13 protein-coding genes are annotated in these 15000 nt (G+C 66.8%); 8 read left to right on the top strand and 5 right to left on the bottom strand.

Annotation, left to right across the window (positions count from 1 at the left end; all coding sequences use genetic code 11):
- The first annotated feature begins 193 nt into the window (after positions 1-193).
- The 3 genes from ACZYZ9_RS05975 to ACZYZ9_RS05965 all read left to right on the top strand — a co-directional run bounded on the left by ACZYZ9_RS05975 (position 194) and on the right by ACZYZ9_RS05965 (position 3365).
- A complete protein-coding gene (locus tag ACZYZ9_RS05975; RefSeq protein WP_463825284.1) occupies positions 194-346 on the top strand; it encodes a hypothetical protein in 153 nt (50 codons plus the stop codon).
- Between the two features lie 323 nt (positions 347-669).
- Entirely contained in the window at positions 670-1932 is a 1263-nt protein-coding gene (locus ACZYZ9_RS05970) for a YcaO-like family protein (RefSeq protein ID WP_463825283.1), read from the top strand.
- The gene (locus ACZYZ9_RS05965; protein ID WP_463825282.1) at positions 1929-3365 is read left to right on the top strand and encodes a TfuA-like protein; all 1437 of its coding nucleotides are present in this window, start codon (positions 1929-1931) and stop codon (positions 3363-3365) included. Before ACZYZ9_RS05970 ends, ACZYZ9_RS05965 begins: the two co-directional genes overlap by 4 nt.
- On the opposite strand, the gene tyrS is transcribed toward ACZYZ9_RS05965, so the two are convergent.
- Positions 3362-4642, bottom strand: a complete 1281-nt coding sequence (gene tyrS, locus ACZYZ9_RS05960) for a tyrosine--tRNA ligase (protein ID WP_463825281.1) — start codon at positions 4640-4642, stop codon at positions 3362-3364. The genes ACZYZ9_RS05965 and tyrS overlap by 4 nt on opposite strands.
- 149 nt (positions 4643-4791) lie before the next feature.
- On the opposite strand from tyrS, the gene ACZYZ9_RS05955 reads away from it, so the two are divergent.
- Positions 4792-5694: a bile acid:sodium symporter family protein gene (locus tag ACZYZ9_RS05955; protein ID WP_463825280.1), complete on the top strand. Its 903-nt coding sequence runs from the start codon at positions 4792-4794 to the stop codon at positions 5692-5694.
- A gap of 8 nt (positions 5695-5702) precedes the next feature.
- Here the strand turns inward: ACZYZ9_RS05955 and ACZYZ9_RS05950 are convergent, their stop codons facing one another.
- Entirely contained in the window at positions 5703-6314 is a 612-nt protein-coding gene (locus ACZYZ9_RS05950; RefSeq protein WP_463825279.1) for a DNA-3-methyladenine glycosylase, read from the bottom strand.
- A gap of 61 nt (positions 6315-6375) precedes the next feature.
- Between ACZYZ9_RS05950 and ACZYZ9_RS05945 the strand changes: the two genes are divergently transcribed.
- From ACZYZ9_RS05945 to ACZYZ9_RS05935, 3 genes are read left to right on the top strand one after another with little or no spacing between them, the layout of a single operon-like run.
- Positions 6376-7155, top strand: coding sequence for an ABC transporter ATP-binding protein (locus ACZYZ9_RS05945; protein ID WP_463825278.1), 780 nt, complete (start codon positions 6376-6378; stop codon positions 7153-7155).
- Complete coding sequence (locus ACZYZ9_RS05940) at positions 7083-7907, top strand: ABC transporter permease (protein WP_463825277.1); 825 nt, start codon at positions 7083-7085, stop codon at positions 7905-7907. The genes ACZYZ9_RS05945 and ACZYZ9_RS05940 overlap by 73 nt, the downstream gene beginning before the upstream one ends.
- A gap of 1 nt (position 7908) precedes the next feature.
- Positions 7909-8526 carry a TetR/AcrR family transcriptional regulator gene (locus ACZYZ9_RS05935; protein ID WP_463825276.1) on the top strand — a complete coding sequence of 206 codons (618 nt, stop codon included), beginning with the start codon at positions 7909-7911 and terminating at the stop codon, positions 8524-8526.
- Here the strand turns inward: ACZYZ9_RS05935 and ACZYZ9_RS05930 are convergent.
- Together ACZYZ9_RS05930 and ACZYZ9_RS05925 are read right to left on the bottom strand one after the other, a co-directional pair.
- Positions 8492-8710: a Trm112 family protein gene (locus tag ACZYZ9_RS05930; RefSeq protein ID WP_463825275.1), complete on the bottom strand. Its 219-nt coding sequence runs from the start codon at positions 8708-8710 to the stop codon at positions 8492-8494. The two genes, ACZYZ9_RS05935 and ACZYZ9_RS05930, sit on opposite strands and share 35 nt — an antisense overlap.
- Positions 8703-11744: an acyl-CoA synthetase gene (locus ACZYZ9_RS05925; protein ID WP_463825274.1), complete on the bottom strand. Its 3042-nt coding sequence runs from the start codon at positions 11742-11744 to the stop codon at positions 8703-8705. Before ACZYZ9_RS05925 ends, ACZYZ9_RS05930 begins: the two co-directional genes overlap by 8 nt.
- Positions 11745-11934: 190 nt before the next feature.
- On the opposite strand from ACZYZ9_RS05925, the gene ACZYZ9_RS05920 reads away from it, so the two are divergent.
- Positions 11935-13707 carry an ABC-F family ATP-binding cassette domain-containing protein gene (locus ACZYZ9_RS05920; protein ID WP_463825273.1) on the top strand — a complete coding sequence of 591 codons (1773 nt, stop codon included), beginning with the start codon at positions 11935-11937 and terminating at the stop codon, positions 13705-13707.
- Positions 13708-13888: 181 nt separating this feature from the next.
- Here ACZYZ9_RS05920 and ACZYZ9_RS05915 read toward each other — a convergent pair whose 3' ends face one another.
- A complete protein-coding gene (locus ACZYZ9_RS05915) occupies positions 13889-14950 on the bottom strand; it encodes a type III polyketide synthase (protein WP_463825272.1) in 1062 nt (353 codons plus the stop codon).
- Between the last annotated feature and the right edge of the window lie 50 nt (positions 14951-15000).

Raw genomic sequence — 15000 nt, 5'->3', positions numbered from 1 at the left:
TGCGCAACGCGGGTCACGTCCGCAACACAGTGCGATAAAGATTTGCGCACTACCGCGTTTTGCAGGGGGACGCGGCTCGGGTAGTGGTCGTCCCCCGATCGGTGGACGGCCCGACTCGTGCCGTCAGCGGACCGAGTTTTCCGCTGCGCAGCAGCCGGTAAGGGGATACCGGGCCGGTGCCCGGCGCCGAAGAATGGGTTTCGACACGGAGACAAGACACCACGAATCCAGGTCAGCTCAACCGCCCAGCTCCCGAAAGAAGGAAACCATGTCCTACGAGAACCTGTTCTGCGAGTACGAGACCGCTTACACCGCTCCGGCTTTCCACGCCGGCGACGCCGAGTGATCTGACCTTCCCCGACACCATCTCGTCGACCGGAAAGGCAGATCTGCATGTCCATCCCGTTCTGACCCGCTTGCCCGAATCCGACGAAACAACTTCCCCGAAAGGTAGTACCCCATGTCCCACGAAATCCTGTTCTCCGAGACCGAGTCCGCCTACTCGATGCCGTTCTTCACGGTCGCTGACGCTGCCGAGTAGTCAGACCATCCAGCGGGATCTCATCGCAGCCCTCCCCCCCTCTCTCCGCGATGAGATCCCGCTGGAACATTTTTCGCCGACTCGCTGATTTCCCACCCGTCGATCACCGAACTAAGTAGCGTGAAGCCATGTCGGAACTGCCGGGCTTGAGCACTAGTGCAGGCACCGTGGTACGCACCGGCCCTGACTGGTCGCACTGGCCGTCCCGAGTTCTCGGTCACGCCGATCCGCTGACCATCGGCCACCATGCGGGCACCCACCGCATCATCTCTCCCGAGCAGACCTGGGCGGCGATTCAGCCGCTGCTCAGCGCAGCGGGAATCACTCGCGTCGCCGACCTCACCTGGCTCGACGACCTCGGCATCCCCACCGTGCAGGCAGTACGACCGGCCTCGCTGACCCTGTCGGTCAGTCAGGGCAAAGCCACCACTTACCGCGCCGCGCAGGTATCGGCCGCGATGGAGTCTCTGGAGAACTGGCACGTCGAGAACATCACCCCCGATCTGACCTCGACCTCCACCGACGAACTCGCTGAAACCCTCACCTACGATCCCGCCGAGCTGAACCGTCCGGCGGGCAGCTTCTATCACCGCGGCGCCAAGCTCGACTGGATGATCGCCACGACATTGTTGACCGGACGCAAGACCTGGGTGCCCTGGCTGGCCACCGTGGTGAACATCGCGGTCGGCGATTCCTGGGGTCCGCCGATATTCGGAATGGACACAACGGGTTTGGCATCGGGCAACAGCTACCACGAAGCCGCCCTGCACGGTCTCTACGAGATCATGGAGCGTCACGGCATGGCCGCCGCCCGACCCGGCTCGACGTTGTTCGGGGTCCCGCTGGACGACGTCGCCCGCTCGGAGTGCGCCGAGCTCATCGAGATGATTCATCGGGCGGGCAGCGAACTGCAGGTCGCCCGGATGGACACCTGGGACGGCTACTACCTGTTCGCCGCCGAGATCAGCTCGCCGATGATGGAGGTCCCGTTCAGCGGCAGCGGACTTCACCACAACCCCAATGTTGCGCTGTCGCGGGCGATTACCGAAGCCGCGCAGTCCCGGCTGACGGCCATCAGCGGAGCCCGCGAAGATCTGCCGTCGGCGATCTACCAACGATTCGCCCGGGTGCACACCTATGCCCCGGCCCGAAAGTCCATGCAGGACATGCCCGATGCCGAACCGACACCGTGGCATGTCACGTCCAGTGACTCGCTGCACGACCTGCTGGCGTCGGCGGCGACCGCGGTGGCGGCTCAGGCCGGCGCCGAACCGCTGGCCGTGGTGTGCGATTTCGCCGACGCGTGCGTGCCGGTCGTCAAAGTCATCGCCCCCGGCTTGTCGGCGACCATCCAGTCACCCCTGCGCACCCCGCTGGAGGAGCACTCATGACCCGGATCGTGGTGACGGCCGGCCCCACGATCAGCGCGGCGGACATTCATGCGATCATCTCCGATGCCGAAGTGGTAGCACCGATTTCATTCGGTGACGCCTTTCGCTACGGATTGCGGTCCGGTGACACCCTGCTCATCGTCGACGGGCTGTTCTTCCAGAGCGCTGCGGTGCGGCACAAGGAACTACTGACGCTGATCGACGACGGCGTGCGGGTGGTCGGCTCATCGAGCATGGGCGCGTTGCGGGCGGCCGAATTGCACCCGTTCGGCATGGAGGGCTACGGCTGGGTCTTCGAAGGTTACCGAGACGGAGTCATCGAGGCAGACGACGAAGTCGGCATGGTGCACGGCGACCCCGAAGACGGTTATCCGGTGTTTGTGGACGCGTTGGTGAACATTCGCCAAACCGTCGCCCACGCAGTGCGTTCCGGTGTGCTGTCCGCGGCGGCCGGTGCACGAATCGTCGAGACCGCGCGCCGCACCACCTTCACCCAGCGCACCTGGGATCGATTGCTGGAAGCGGTAGGGATACCGGAAAATCGTGAGCTGGCAAAGCAATTGAAGTCGATGCGGGTCGACGTCAAACATGCCGACGCGGTGCTGGCGTTGCAGGAGATCGTGCGCGGGCCACGGGATGTCGCGGTACGGCCCGGCCCGCCACCGACCATCTGGTCGCAACGGTGGCGGCAGCGCTGGGCCCCGCCGACCCCCGTCGCCCTGCCGGACGACTCCAGCGTCGACATTCTCGACCTCGACGTGCTGTCGCTACTCAGCCTGTGCGCCACCGACCGTTGGGCCTACCTGCCCGCCCTCGAGCAGGTCGCCGCCTGGCACTGGAACCTGACCCATCCCGGTGACCGGAGCAGCGTCCGAGAGCGCGCCGCCAAGGCCGTCGCCGCGGTAGGCATCGCCGACTACGAGCGCGCGCTGGAGACCGTTGCGCACCACTACGCGCTGGCGACGGGGATCGTCGACGAGTCCGGTTTCCCCGCGCAGGTCCGGGCGTACTGGTTGACCGACGAGGAGAACGCCACTCTGCACGACGATCCGATCTCGGTCGCGGCGCGACTGACCACCCGCACGCTGTTCTTCGCCCGCTCACTGCCCGCGATCCAGCATTTCCTCGACCTGCTGCGCACCGACCCGCGGTTGCCGCAGTGGCGGATGCTGGTGGCACAGGCCCTGGCCAGGCGAGACGAGTTGGCCAGGCAGAAGCCGCAATTGAACCTGCACCGCCCCGACCCCACCCAACTCAACAGGCTGTTCAGCAACCGCTGGGGCACGGCAGCCGACCGCGTCGAACTGGCCAGCCGCGGGCTGATGACCACCGATGCCTTCTACACCGCCGCAACCATGTTCGCGGTAGCCGCCGCCGACGACGAACTGCCGTCCTTTGAAGTCGGCCGGCTGGGTTGCCCCCAGCCCGCTTAACCCCGGTGCACCCCGGCGATGTTGCGCTTGCCGCGGCGCAGCACCAGCCACTGTCCGTGCAGGAAATCCGTTGAGTGTGGGGCCCATTCGTCGCTGTCGATGCGAATGTTGTTGACGGACACGCCCCCTTCGCCGATCGTGCGACGCGCCGCCTTACGGCTGTCGGACAGCCCGGTGGCCACCAACAAGTCGATGATCCCGTCCGCCTCACCGGGTTTCAATTCGGCGACCGTCGTCTCGCGCAGGGCCGCGGACAACGTCGCCTCGTCAAGACGGGCCAGCTCACCCTGCCCGAACAGCGCCCGGCTGGCGTGCTCGACGGCGGCGGTGGCCGCCTCACCATGCACCAGCGTGGTGAGCTCACCGGCCAGCTTGCGCTGCGCTGCGCGTTGCTGCGGGCGTTCGGCGGTGGCCTGCGCCAGCTCGGCCAATTCGTCGCTGCTCAGGAAGGTGAACCAGCGCAGGTAGCGGATCACGTCCGCGTCGGCGGTGTTGACGAAGTACTGGTACCACGCGTACGGGCTGGTGAGCTGCGGGTCCAGCCACAGACTGCCGCCACCGGTGGACTTGCCGAATTTGGTGCCGTCGGCTGCGGTCACCAGCGGCACGGTGAGCGCGTGCACGGCAGCACTGAGCTTCTGGCGCACCAATCGCACCCCGGCGATGATGTTGCCCCACTGATCCGATCCACCGAGCTGCAGTGTGCAGCCGTGCCGCCGGTGCAGTTCCACGTAGTCGTTGGCCTGCAGCAACATGTAGCTGAACTCGGTGTAGGAGATCCCCTCGCCCTCCAGGCGGCGCCGGACGGTGTCCCGGTCCAGCATCACGTTGACCGAGAAGTGCTTGCCGATGTCGCGCAAAAACTCGATCGCCGACATCGGCCGGGTCCAGTCGAGATTGTTCTCGACGATCGCTCCGGTCGGCGAATTGTCGAAGTCGACGAAGCGCTCCAGCTGGCCCCGGATTCGTTCGGTCCATTCGGCGACGGTGTCGACCTCGTGCATGCTGCGCTCGCCGACCTCGCGTGGGTCGCCGATCAGCCCGGTGGCGCCGCCGGCCAGCACGATCGGGCGGTGCCCAGCCCGCTGGAATCGACGCAGCGCCAGCAACGGCACCAGGTGTCCGGCGTGCAGGCTGGCCGCGGTGGGGTCGAATCCCGCATAGACGGTCAGGGGTCCGCGTTGCGCCTCGGCGGCCAGCGCGTCGAGGTCGGTGGACTGCGCGATCAGTTCGCGCCAGCTCAACTCGTCGAGGATCCCGGAAGGCTCGCTACCCATGGCACAGAGTCTTGCAGGACGGTTACCGCGGCCGGTACGTGGCCGCGATCCGCTCTACCTGATTCCAGCTGAGGGCGCTGCCCACCACCGGCCGTAGAGTGACTTGCTGCCACTGAAGGCAAAATCAGCCCACGTCCCGCGGAAGCGATATGCAGAGCCAGTTGTTCCCCTTGGTCATCGGTGCGGTCATGCTCGCGCTCGGGCTGACGCTGACGGTGGACGACTTCCGCCGGGCCGCCACGCTGCGCCGTCCGCTGCTGGTGGCGTTGCTCTGTCAGGCGGCGCTGCTGCCAGCGGTGTGCTTGGCGATTGCCGAAGCCTTGGACCTGTCCCCCAATCTGGCGGTCGGGCTGATGCTGATGGCGGCTACTCCCGGCGGCATGTTCGCCAACGTGCTCAGCCATCTGGCCAATGGTGACCTGGCGCTCAACCTCACCCTCACCGCGATCAACGCGGTGCTGTCGATCTTCGCCATCCCCGCGATCCTGGCGGTCTCGATGACGTGGTTCCTGGGCAACGGACGCTTCATCCCCCTGCAGTTCGACAAGTTTCTCACCGTGTTCGCCCTCGTCCTGATCCCTACCGCGGTCGGTGTCGCGATCCGGCACCGGTTCCCGGATCTGGCTCGACGGCTGGGGTTTCCGGTCAAGATCGCCGCGGCGGTGCTGCTGGTGATCGCCGTCGTCGCGGGGGTGGCCGGTGGCCAGGCGACGCTGTGGAACAACTTCGGGGTGCTCAGCGCCGCGGTGGTGTTGTTCTGCGCGATCAGCCTCACCATCGGCTACCTCGCGCCGCGCTTCCTCAAGCTGGCTCCGCGCCAGGCGATCGCGGTCAGTCTGGAGATCGGACTGCACAATGCCGTGGTGGCCATCGGGATCGCGTTGAGCCCGCAGCTGTTGAACAACGCCGAAATGGCCACTCCGGCTGCGATCTACGGCATCCTCGCGCCGTTCATCGCGCTGCCGTTCATCTTTGCGGTCCGGCGTCTGGACCCGGCGTACCGCTCGGCCCCCGACGCCGACGACACCCTGGCGCGGAAACCTCCGGCGTAGCCACCGCACTAGTCACTGGCGCCGGGTGCCGGCGCTCGGGGACTCCGGCGGTACGCGGACACCTCGGGCCGGCCGGGCAGCCACAATCGCCACGGCCGGTCGGCGGCGTGACTCACTCCGACCCGGGGTCCCGTCGTTGCGGTCAGCGGGCCGCACAGTTCGAGCCGCACCGGGCTGTCCGGGTCGAACACATCAATACCGTTGTCCGCCATGGTGATTCCCAGAGCTGAGCAGAGGTTACCCGGCCCGCGCGCCAGCGCGGCGGTGCGCACGAGTTCGCCGCGCCGCGACCGTGCCGTGTCGAAGCCGTCGGCCACGGCGCAGGCCCGCAGCAGCACCGCGGCGGCGGTCCCGTCGGGTCCGCAGGCCACGTTGGCACAGACGTGGATTCCGTGGCTGCGGTAGGTGTAGAGCCGCCCGGGTGGCCCGAACATGACGGCGTTGCGCGCGCTGCGTCCGCGGTAGGAATGCGCAGCGGCATCCGGCCACGGGCCGTCGGGAACCCCGCCGTAGGCCTCCACCTCGACGATCACTGCGCTGACACCACGGCCGGTCAGGGTGGCACCGAGCAGCCGGTGGGCGGCCGCGACCGGGTCTACCAGCAGTTGCTCAGCGCTCACCGAACCGATTCTGCCCGAGCGCCTCTTGACATCCACGCAGCACCGGCGAATTATTCATCTCATGATGACTTCATCGCATGATGAATTTTCTGGAAGCAGTTCGCCCCCCGCCGTCAGCATCAGACACCTGCGAGTGGTTCGGGGAAAACGCACCGCGCTGCACGACATCTCGGTGGATATCGCCGAAGGCACCATCACCGGATTGCTCGGCCCGTCCGGCTGCGGAAAGACGACCTTGATGCGCAGCATCGTCGGCACGCAGATCCTGCCCAGCCATTCCAAAGGGGCCGTCACCGTGCTGGGCCACCCCGCCGGATCGGCGGCGCTGCGTCGGCAGGTCGCCTACCTGCCGCAGAACCCGGCCATCTACGACGATCTGCGCATCATCGACAACGTCCGCTACATCGCCGCGCTGCACGGCTACCACGGCGAGGCCGCCACGCAAGCCATCGACCGGGTCGGTCTGGCCGATCATCGAACGGCGTACTGCGGCAACTTGTCCGGCGGTCAGCGCACCAGGGTGTCGCTGGCGTGCGCGTTGGTCTGCCACCCCGCCCTACTGGTCCTCGACGAACCCACGGTAGGCCTGGATCCGGTGCTGCGCGTCGATCTCTGGGAACAGTTCACCGAACTCGCCCGCGGCGGAACCACGCTGCTGGTCTCCAGCCACGTGATGGACGAAGCCGACCATTGCGACGACCTACTGCTCATGCGGGAAGGGCGTCTGGTCGCCCACACCACCCCGGCCCAGCTACGAGAGGACACCTCATGCACGTCCCTGGAGCAAGCGTTTCTGTCCATCATTCGGCGCAGCACCGAGCAGGAATCCAAGGCCGGATAGGACTTCAGGCGTACCCGGCGAGCACCGGACGGATCCTGCGTCAGTTGGTCGCCGACCGCCGCAGCGTGGCGATGATTCTGGTGGTGCCCAGCGCGATCATCACGCTGATGTACTTCATGTTTCAGAACGCCCCGCACCGGCCCGGCGCACCGACACCGTTCGACAACGCGTGCCTGATCCTGCTGGGCCTGTTCCCGCTGTTGCTGATGTTCCTGATCACCTCGATCACCATGCAACGCGAGCGGGCGTCGGGAACTTTGGAGCGCATCCTGACCACGCCATTGCGCCGACTGGACCTGCTGGCGGCCTACGGGACCGCGTTCTCGGTCGCCGCGGCGGCTCAGGCGAGCCTGGCGTGCGTGGTGTCGTTTTGGTTGCTGGGCCTCGACACGGCGGGAAACCCGTTGTGGGTGTTCGTGATTGCCATCATCAATGCGGTGCTGGGTGTCGGGCTGGGCCTGTTGTGCAGTGCATTTGCGCGCAGCGAGTTTCAGGCTGTGCAGTTCATGCCGGTGGTGATCGTCCCGCAGTTTCTGCTGGCTGGTGTGATCGTGCCGCGGGCCGCGATGCCAGACTGGCTCGAGTGGATCAGCAATGTGATGCCGGCCAGCTATGCGCTGGAGGCCCTGCAACAGGTGGGCGCCCACCCGGACCTGACGTTTCTCGCCGTACGCGACATCGTCGTGGTGATGGCGTTCGCGGTCGCGGCGCTGGGCCTGGCCGCTGCCACACTGCGCAGGCGGACGCCCTAGCGTGACGACCACCGGCCGTAACCGGCCCGGCCGGCCCGCCGGGAATTCCGACACCCGCGAGCGAATTCTGGCCAGCGCGCGAGAATTGTTCGCGCGGAACGGAATCGACCGCACCTCGATACGGGCAATCGCCGCCAGGGCCGGCGTCGATTCCGCGTTGGTGCATCACTATTACGGCACCAAACAGCAGTTGTTCACCGCCGCCGTCGAGTTACCGATCGACCCCATGGTGGTGATCGAACAGATGCGACGCGTTCCGGTCGAGGAACTCGGGGTCCGACTGCCGTCGATATTGCTGCCGCTGTGGGATTCGGAACTGGGCACCAGCCTGATTGCGACCCTGCGATCGTTGATCTCCGGAGACGAGGTGGGTTTGGCACGCACTTTCCTGCAGGAGATCATCGGTGGGGAACTCGGCGCGCGCGTGGACAATCCACCGGGAACGGGCAAGATCCGCACGCAATTCGTCGCGTCGCAGCTGATGGGCGTGGTGATGGCTCGCCACATCGTCAAGGTGGAGCCTTTCGCATCCCTGCCGACCGATCAGATCGTGCAGATCATTGCGCCCAACCTGCAGCGTTACCTCACTGGGGATCTTCCGGAAGGCCTTGCGCCGTGAAGGCGGTGTGCTGCTGTTCGTCGACGTCGCGGGCCTCGTCGACCAGCAGCACCGGGATTCCGTCGTCGATGCGGTAGGCGCGCCGCAACCGGGGGTTGTAGAGGGTCTTGCCGCCCTCGACGAGCAGCAGCGGCCCCCGATCGGCCGGGCACACCAGGATCTGCAGCAGAGTGTCGTCAAGCATTGGCAGGTGCTCGCTTCCCACTGATCTCGGTCCGCGCGGCCGGTGTCAGGCGGCGGAACTCGCCGCTGCCCGCATCCAGGTACCAGGCCTGGCGACCCGACTTGGGGATGCCGGCGGCCCGCAGCGCACTCACCGTCGGGCGGTAGGTCGCACTGAGGTCGAACTTCGGCACCACGTGCACGATGTCGGGCCCCAGGCCCACCGGCATACCCGCGATCGCCTCGGTGAGATCGGCGGCGGTGATGGTCGCCCCCGGACGCAACGTCACCGCCGATACCGCCAGATGTCGATCTCCCACTGGGACACCGTAAGTCACCGCAAGGTCGACTGCACTGATGCAACCCAGCGCATCGGTGACCGGTTCGGCGTACACCATGCCGCGGGCTGTACGCACCACCGATCCGCGCCGGCCGGCCAGCCAATAATCACCGTCCTCATCGCGCCGGAACAGATACTCGGTGGAGATCCAGGTATCGGCAGGCGCAAAAACGCCGCGCTTGACCGACGCGGTGGGATCTATAGGCCCGCGGGACTGGGCGAGCAGCACCCCGATCTGGTTGGTCTCGGCGACTTGGACGAACCCGTCGTCGTTCTCCAGGATCAGATCCTGCTCAGCGTCATAGGCACCGAGTTCGACCCGCCCGGCACCCGGCAGCGGCCGGCCCTTGCTGCCCACCTTGGCCCCGGAGACGTTGGCCAGCACCGCCTGGCCGTCGGTGGTGGCGAAGAACTCGACGACATGGGCAGGGGCAAACGCGTCTTCGACCCGCTGCCACAACCCGGTGGGCATGCCGGACCCGATGAACAGCCGCACCGGATGGTTGCCGTGCAGCGCGAACTCCGGGTCGTCCACGACGTCGCGCAGCATGGCCCAGGTGTAGGACACCACGGTGACGCCGTACTGCCGGACCTCGGAGACGAACCGGTCCGGCCGGATGCCACGGGACAATGCGATGCGGGTACCCCCGACCACCGCGCCACCCAGGCTGACCAGCAGCGCGGACTCGTGATGCAACGGCGTCAGGCAGTACACGGTGTCCTTGCGGTCCAGCGCCGCCGTCGACGCCGTTCCGAATGCCGAGAGGGCCCATCGGAAATTCGTGATCTGCTTGGCGACCAGTTCGCCGCCGGCCGCGTTGAACGCGATGAACGCCTGGTCCCGCGCGAATCCCGGGTTGGGCCGGTACCAGGCCGGCAACTGCACCGCGTCGGGATCGATCTGCTCCATGTCGATCACGTCGGCGTCTTCAGCCAAGTGCAGATCCCGCGACTCACCGCCGCCCAGGACCAGGATCTGGCCCGGCAGTTGCCGGGCGGCCTCGAGGTTGCTGGGGTCGGTCAGGATCTCGCTGACTCCCCCGAGCCGCACCTGCGCGGCCAGATCGACATCCTGGCGCATCATGACGGCCACGGCACCCAGCCGGGACAGCGCGGCGATTGCGACCAGCGCGCTGGGCCGGGTCTCCATCAGCAGACCCACCCGGTCGCCCTGCCGCACCCCGACTTCGATCAACCCGCGGACGACGTTGTTGATGCGGCGGTTGACGGCCTCGTAGGCGTGCACCCGCCCGTCGAACAACAGGAATTCGCCCTGCGGGGCGTCCTGTGCTTGTTCATCGATGATGCGGCCCAACGAGATTCGGGTGTGATCGTTGAGCTGCCCCAGCCGCGCCAGCCGGGGCAGCGTCCGGACGGTCTCGACGGCCAAGGTGCGCATCGACCGGTTCGCCGCGACGACCGCGTCCGCCGCGCCGCGCGCCATCGCCAGCGCAGCCTCAGAGACCTCGCCCACCCCGTGGGCAAGACGCGAACTGAAGGCCACGCCACTGTCGGTGTGCTCGGCCGACTGTTCGACCATCAGGCTGATGCTGCCCGGTTTGTCGCCACCACCGGACACCCAGCGCACCCATTCGGCAACGGTGGGCCAGCTCTGCTGAGCCGCCCGGGATCCCACCACCAGACCGAAATGTCCTGTCCTGATCAAACATTCGTAAACCTCGGTGTTGGGCGCGGCACGTCGGATGCCGCGCACCGAGGCCGGCTGGCCGATGTCGTCGACTTCACCGACGAACGCCAGAATCGGGACGGTGATGTCGGTGAGGGTCACCAGCTGACCGTTGATCGCAAACCCGCCGGTCATCATGCGGTTGTGCGCGATGAACTGCTTGAGCAGTTCGGAGATGGCCGGCCCCGACCAGGCGATCCAACCCTCGCGCTCGAGGAACCTGCGCTGTTGCTCCCGCGGCAGCAGAGCCTCACGGTCATGCAGCTGCCGGACGAAATCCACCCGGGCCTTGGCGGTCTTGAGCGGATCCATCATCTGAAAACCGGTGCGCGCCATCCAACTTGGGATATTCAGACGGTTGAACACGTGATCGGCCATGAAATCGGCGACGCCGGGGGCCAGGTTCGCCGGAATCCCCATCGGCAGCGCGGCCAACGTGTCCACCGGCGACCCGAACGCAACGATGCTGGCCAGATCCTTCGAGCGCCGGTAGGCGGCGACCTGGTAGCACCACATGCCGCCCTGCGAGTATCCGACCAGGTGCACGTCCTGCCCGGTGGCCTCCTTCACCGTGTCGATGGCTTGGCTGAGCGCAACGATGTGATCGGCCAGATTGCGGCGCATGCCGCCCTCGACCTTGTCGGGGGATCCGAAATCGATGACCCAGCAATCCAGGCCACCGGCGTGCAGGATCCCGACGGCGCCGTCCTCGCGGGTGACGTCCCACATGTCCGCGGACATCATCATCGGGTGCACCATCAGGACCGGGGGGCCCACCTGCGGCTGACCGGGCCGGTTGTCCGGCGGAAAGTACCGGCGGAGCTTGTACATCGGCACGCTCTCGACGACCTGCGACGGCGACGGGATGCTGCCTGTTTCCAGGCCGCCCAGTCGCAGAACCTCCAGACCGTTCTGCGCCGTGGCCACCAGACGCTCGACCGGTCGGGTGACCATCGACAAGTTGAGATCCACCGCTACTCCTGAATGCTCGCTGAGTTGGCCTTGACCAGCGTGGTCATCATGGCACATCGACCCGACAGTGTGGCCTGGGTCACTGCGCCGGTGCGCACGAGCCGGGCGCGCACCTCTCCGAAGCGCGCCCGTTCCGTCGCCTGCAGGGCCGCGACGTGCTATCAGATCGCGGATCTGTCGCGGGTGGCCGTCGGCAGCAGCGCTCGAATGGCGATGCCGGCGCGTTCCACCCACTACCGTCGTGCGGGTGGCACACCTACTCGGAGCTGAGGCCGTGCACCTGGCGTATCCGACTCAGGTGATCTTCGACTCGCTCACCCTGGGGGTCAACGACGGGGCCCGCATCGGCATCGTCGGCCGCAACGGGGACGGGAAATCCAGTCTGCTGGGCCTGCTCACCGGCCAGATCCAACCCGACACCGGCCGGGTCACCCGCCGCAGCGGGCTACGGGTCAACGCGCTGAGCCAGGCCGACACCCTGGACCCGGCCAGCACCGTGGCCGCGACGCTTGTCGGCGACCAGCCCGAACACCAGTGGGCCGGTAACGCCCGCATCCGCGACGTGATGTCCGGGTTGGTATCCGACATCGATTGGGCAACAACGGTTTCCACCCTCAGCGGTGGTCAGCGCCGACGGGTGCAGCTGGCTCAGCTGCTGATCGGCGATTGGGATGTGATCGCGCTCGACGAGCCCACCAACCACCTCGATATCCAGGGCATCGCCTGGCTGGCCAACCATCTCGGACAACGCTGGGCACGGAACAGCGGCGGACTGTTACTGGTCACCCACGACCGCTGGTTCCTCGACGAAGTCGCCACCACCACATGGGAAGTGCACGACGGGACCGTCGAGCCGTTCGAAGGCGGCTACGCGGCGTATGTGTTGCAGCGCGTCGAGCGCGATCGGGTCGCGGCGACCGCGGAAGCCAAGCGGCAGAATCTGATGCGCAAGGAATTGGCCTGGCTGCGCCGGGGCGCCCCCGCGCGCACCTCGAAGCCGAAGTTCCGCATCGAAGCCGCCAATCAACTGATCGCCGACGTACCGCCGTTGCGCAACACCGTCGAATTGGCCAAGGTGGCGACAGCCCGGTTGGGCAAGGACGTCGTCGACCTGCTGGACGTGTCGGTCACCTTCGAGGGCCGGACGGTGTTGCGGGATGTCGAGTGGCGGATCGCGCCAGGCGAACGCACCGGCATCGTCGGGGCCAACGGCGCCGGAAAGTCGACGCTGCTGGGTTTGATCGCCGGGACGGTGCAACCGGATTCCGGACGCGTCAAACGCGGCAAGACGGTGCAGCTGGCGGTGCTGGATCAACGTGGTGACGAGCTCAAAGCGCTGGCCGAGGACCGGATCGCCGACGTGCTGGGTCGCCTGCAGACCGAATACCGGGTGGAGGGCCGTGACATGACTCCCACCCAACTGCTGGAGCGCCTCGGCTTCGGCCGCGGGCAACTGTCGGCGCGGGTCGGCGAGCTCTCCGGCGGCCAGCGACGCCGGCTGCAGCTGATGCTGACCTTGCTGTCGGAGCCGAATGTGCTGCTGCTGGACGAGCCCACCAACGACGTCGACACCGACATGCTGACCGCCACCGAGGACCTGCTCGACTCGTGGGCGGGCACTTTGATCGTCGTATCGCACGACCGCTACCTGCTCGAGCGCATCACCGACCAGCAATACGCCATCCTGGACGGCCGGTTGCGGCATCTGCCCGGCGGCATCGACGAATACCTACGGCTGGCCGAGGCGGCGCCGACCGGGCCCACCACGCCCGCGCCCGCACCGGCGGCCCAGGCCATGTCGGGCGCGCAACGCCGGACCGCGGAAAAAGAGCTGGCGTCCATCGACCGCCAACTCGCCCGTCTCGCCGACCGGATCGCCGCCAAGCACACCGAACTGGCCGAGCACGATCAGTCCGACCACGTCGCGATCGCGGCGCTGACCCACGAGTTGCGCAATCTCGAAGCCGAGGTGGCCTCCTTGGAGGGGCACTGGCTGGAACTGTCGGAAGCACTGGAATGACGCTGATCTCCCATCCGCCCGGCGAAGTACTGCGCACGCTGTAGCGGCGCCGGGGTCCGGTGACCAACGGGATAGGGCCTGCAATCGTTGCCGGACCTGACCCATCGCCCGCCGCACGTGATGCGTCTGCAGTGCCGGACTACCGCAAATACGCTGCGCACCAATTCATTGCGCGTCAGCGTCAGCGCCAGCGCAGTAGGACGAGTTCGGAGCAGAATCCAGGACCCATCGCAAGCATCAATCCGGGGCTGCCGCTGGGCGGTCGCTTCTCGATGGTGTCGCGCAGGATGTGCAGGACCGAGGACGAGGACAGATTGCCGATTTCGCCAAGCGATCGCCATGTCAGCTCAAGCGCCTCAGGCGGCAGCTGCAAGGTGTCGGTGATCGCGTTGATGACCTTCGGCCCGCCCGGATGGCTGACCCAGGCACCGATGTCGTTCTTGGTCAGGTCGTGATCGGTGAGGAAACCGTCGACATCTGCGGCCAGGTACTGCTCGATCAGGTCGGTCAGATCCGGCGACAACCGCAGCTGCAGGCCAGCCGAACTCACGTCCCAGCCCATGATGTGCAGCGACTCCGGGTACATCCGGCTGCGGGAGTCGACGATGTCGGGGCCGGCGGGGTTCAGCTGTTCGGCGCGTCGGTCGCCGACGGCAACGACGGCGGCCGCCCCGTCGCCGAACAGCGCCGTCCCGACCAGGCCGGATACCGTCGGCTTGATGGCAGGGTAAGTGAGCGAACACAATTCGACCGAAATCAGCACGGCCACGTCGTCGGGCGCGCCCCGCAGATAGTCGTGCAGCCGGCCCACCCCTGCTGCCCCGGCCACACAACCCAGGCCGAACAGCGGCATCCGACGCACGTCAGGACGCAGACCCAGCCGCCCGGCGATGCGGGCATCCAGCGACGGGACAGCAACCCCGGTCACCGTGGTGGTGATGATCAGGTCGATGTCCTGCGGTTGTAACCCGGCCTCGTCGAGCGCGCCCATCAGCGCCTCGATACCGAGATCCACTGCCTTTTCGATGAAGATCTCGTTGGCGTCACCGAAGTCGGTCAGTGCCGGGTACTGGTCGAGCGGCAGCACGAAATGCCGGCCGTTGACCTTGGCCGCCGTGTGCAGACGCCGGACGATCTCCTCGTGCTCCTTGAGACCGGGGAACTCGACGAACAAATCGGTGGTCTCAGCCTGGGTGTATCGGTGTGGCGGTAATGCGCCGTACACGCCTGCGATGACGCTCATGCACCTGCCTCAATCAGTCTCAGTCAATCGATTGCCGGGTAGCCCGCCCC

It is taken from the genome of Mycobacterium sp. IDUB_28 (genome assembly GCF_055419285.1).
The sequence above is the reverse complement of the archived record's forward strand: the minus strand, read 5'-3'. Positions and strand labels throughout refer to the sequence as shown.

Excerpts from the sequence above, each read along its gene's own strand:
- ACZYZ9_RS05975 (WP_463825284.1), top strand. The coding sequence starts at position 194 with ATGGGTTTCGACACGGAGACAAGACACCACGAATCCAGGTCAGCTCAA.
- ACZYZ9_RS05970 (WP_463825283.1), top strand. The coding sequence starts at position 670 with ATGTCGGAACTGCCGGGCTTGAGCACTAGTGCAGGCACCGTGGTACGC.
- ACZYZ9_RS05965 (WP_463825282.1), top strand. The coding sequence starts at position 1,929 with ATGACCCGGATCGTGGTGACGGCCGGCCCCACGATCAGCGCGGCGGAC.
- tyrS (WP_463825281.1), bottom strand. The coding sequence starts at position 4,642 with ATGGGTAGCGAGCCTTCCGGGATCCTCGACGAGTTGAGCTGGCGCGAA.
- ACZYZ9_RS05955 (WP_463825280.1), top strand. The coding sequence starts at position 4,792 with ATGCAGAGCCAGTTGTTCCCCTTGGTCATCGGTGCGGTCATGCTCGCG.
- ACZYZ9_RS05945 (WP_463825278.1), top strand. The coding sequence starts at position 6,376 with ATGATGACTTCATCGCATGATGAATTTTCTGGAAGCAGTTCGCCCCCC.
- ACZYZ9_RS05940 (WP_463825277.1), top strand. The coding sequence starts at position 7,083 with ATGCACGTCCCTGGAGCAAGCGTTTCTGTCCATCATTCGGCGCAGCAC.
- ACZYZ9_RS05930 (WP_463825275.1), bottom strand. The coding sequence starts at position 8,710 with ATGCTTGACGACACTCTGCTGCAGATCCTGGTGTGCCCGGCCGATCGG.
- ACZYZ9_RS05925 (WP_463825274.1), bottom strand. The coding sequence starts at position 11,744 with ATGTGCCATGATGACCACGCTGGTCAAGGCCAACTCAGCGAGCATTCA.
- ACZYZ9_RS05915 (WP_463825272.1), bottom strand. The coding sequence starts at position 14,950 with ATGAGCGTCATCGCAGGCGTGTACGGCGCATTACCGCCACACCGATAC.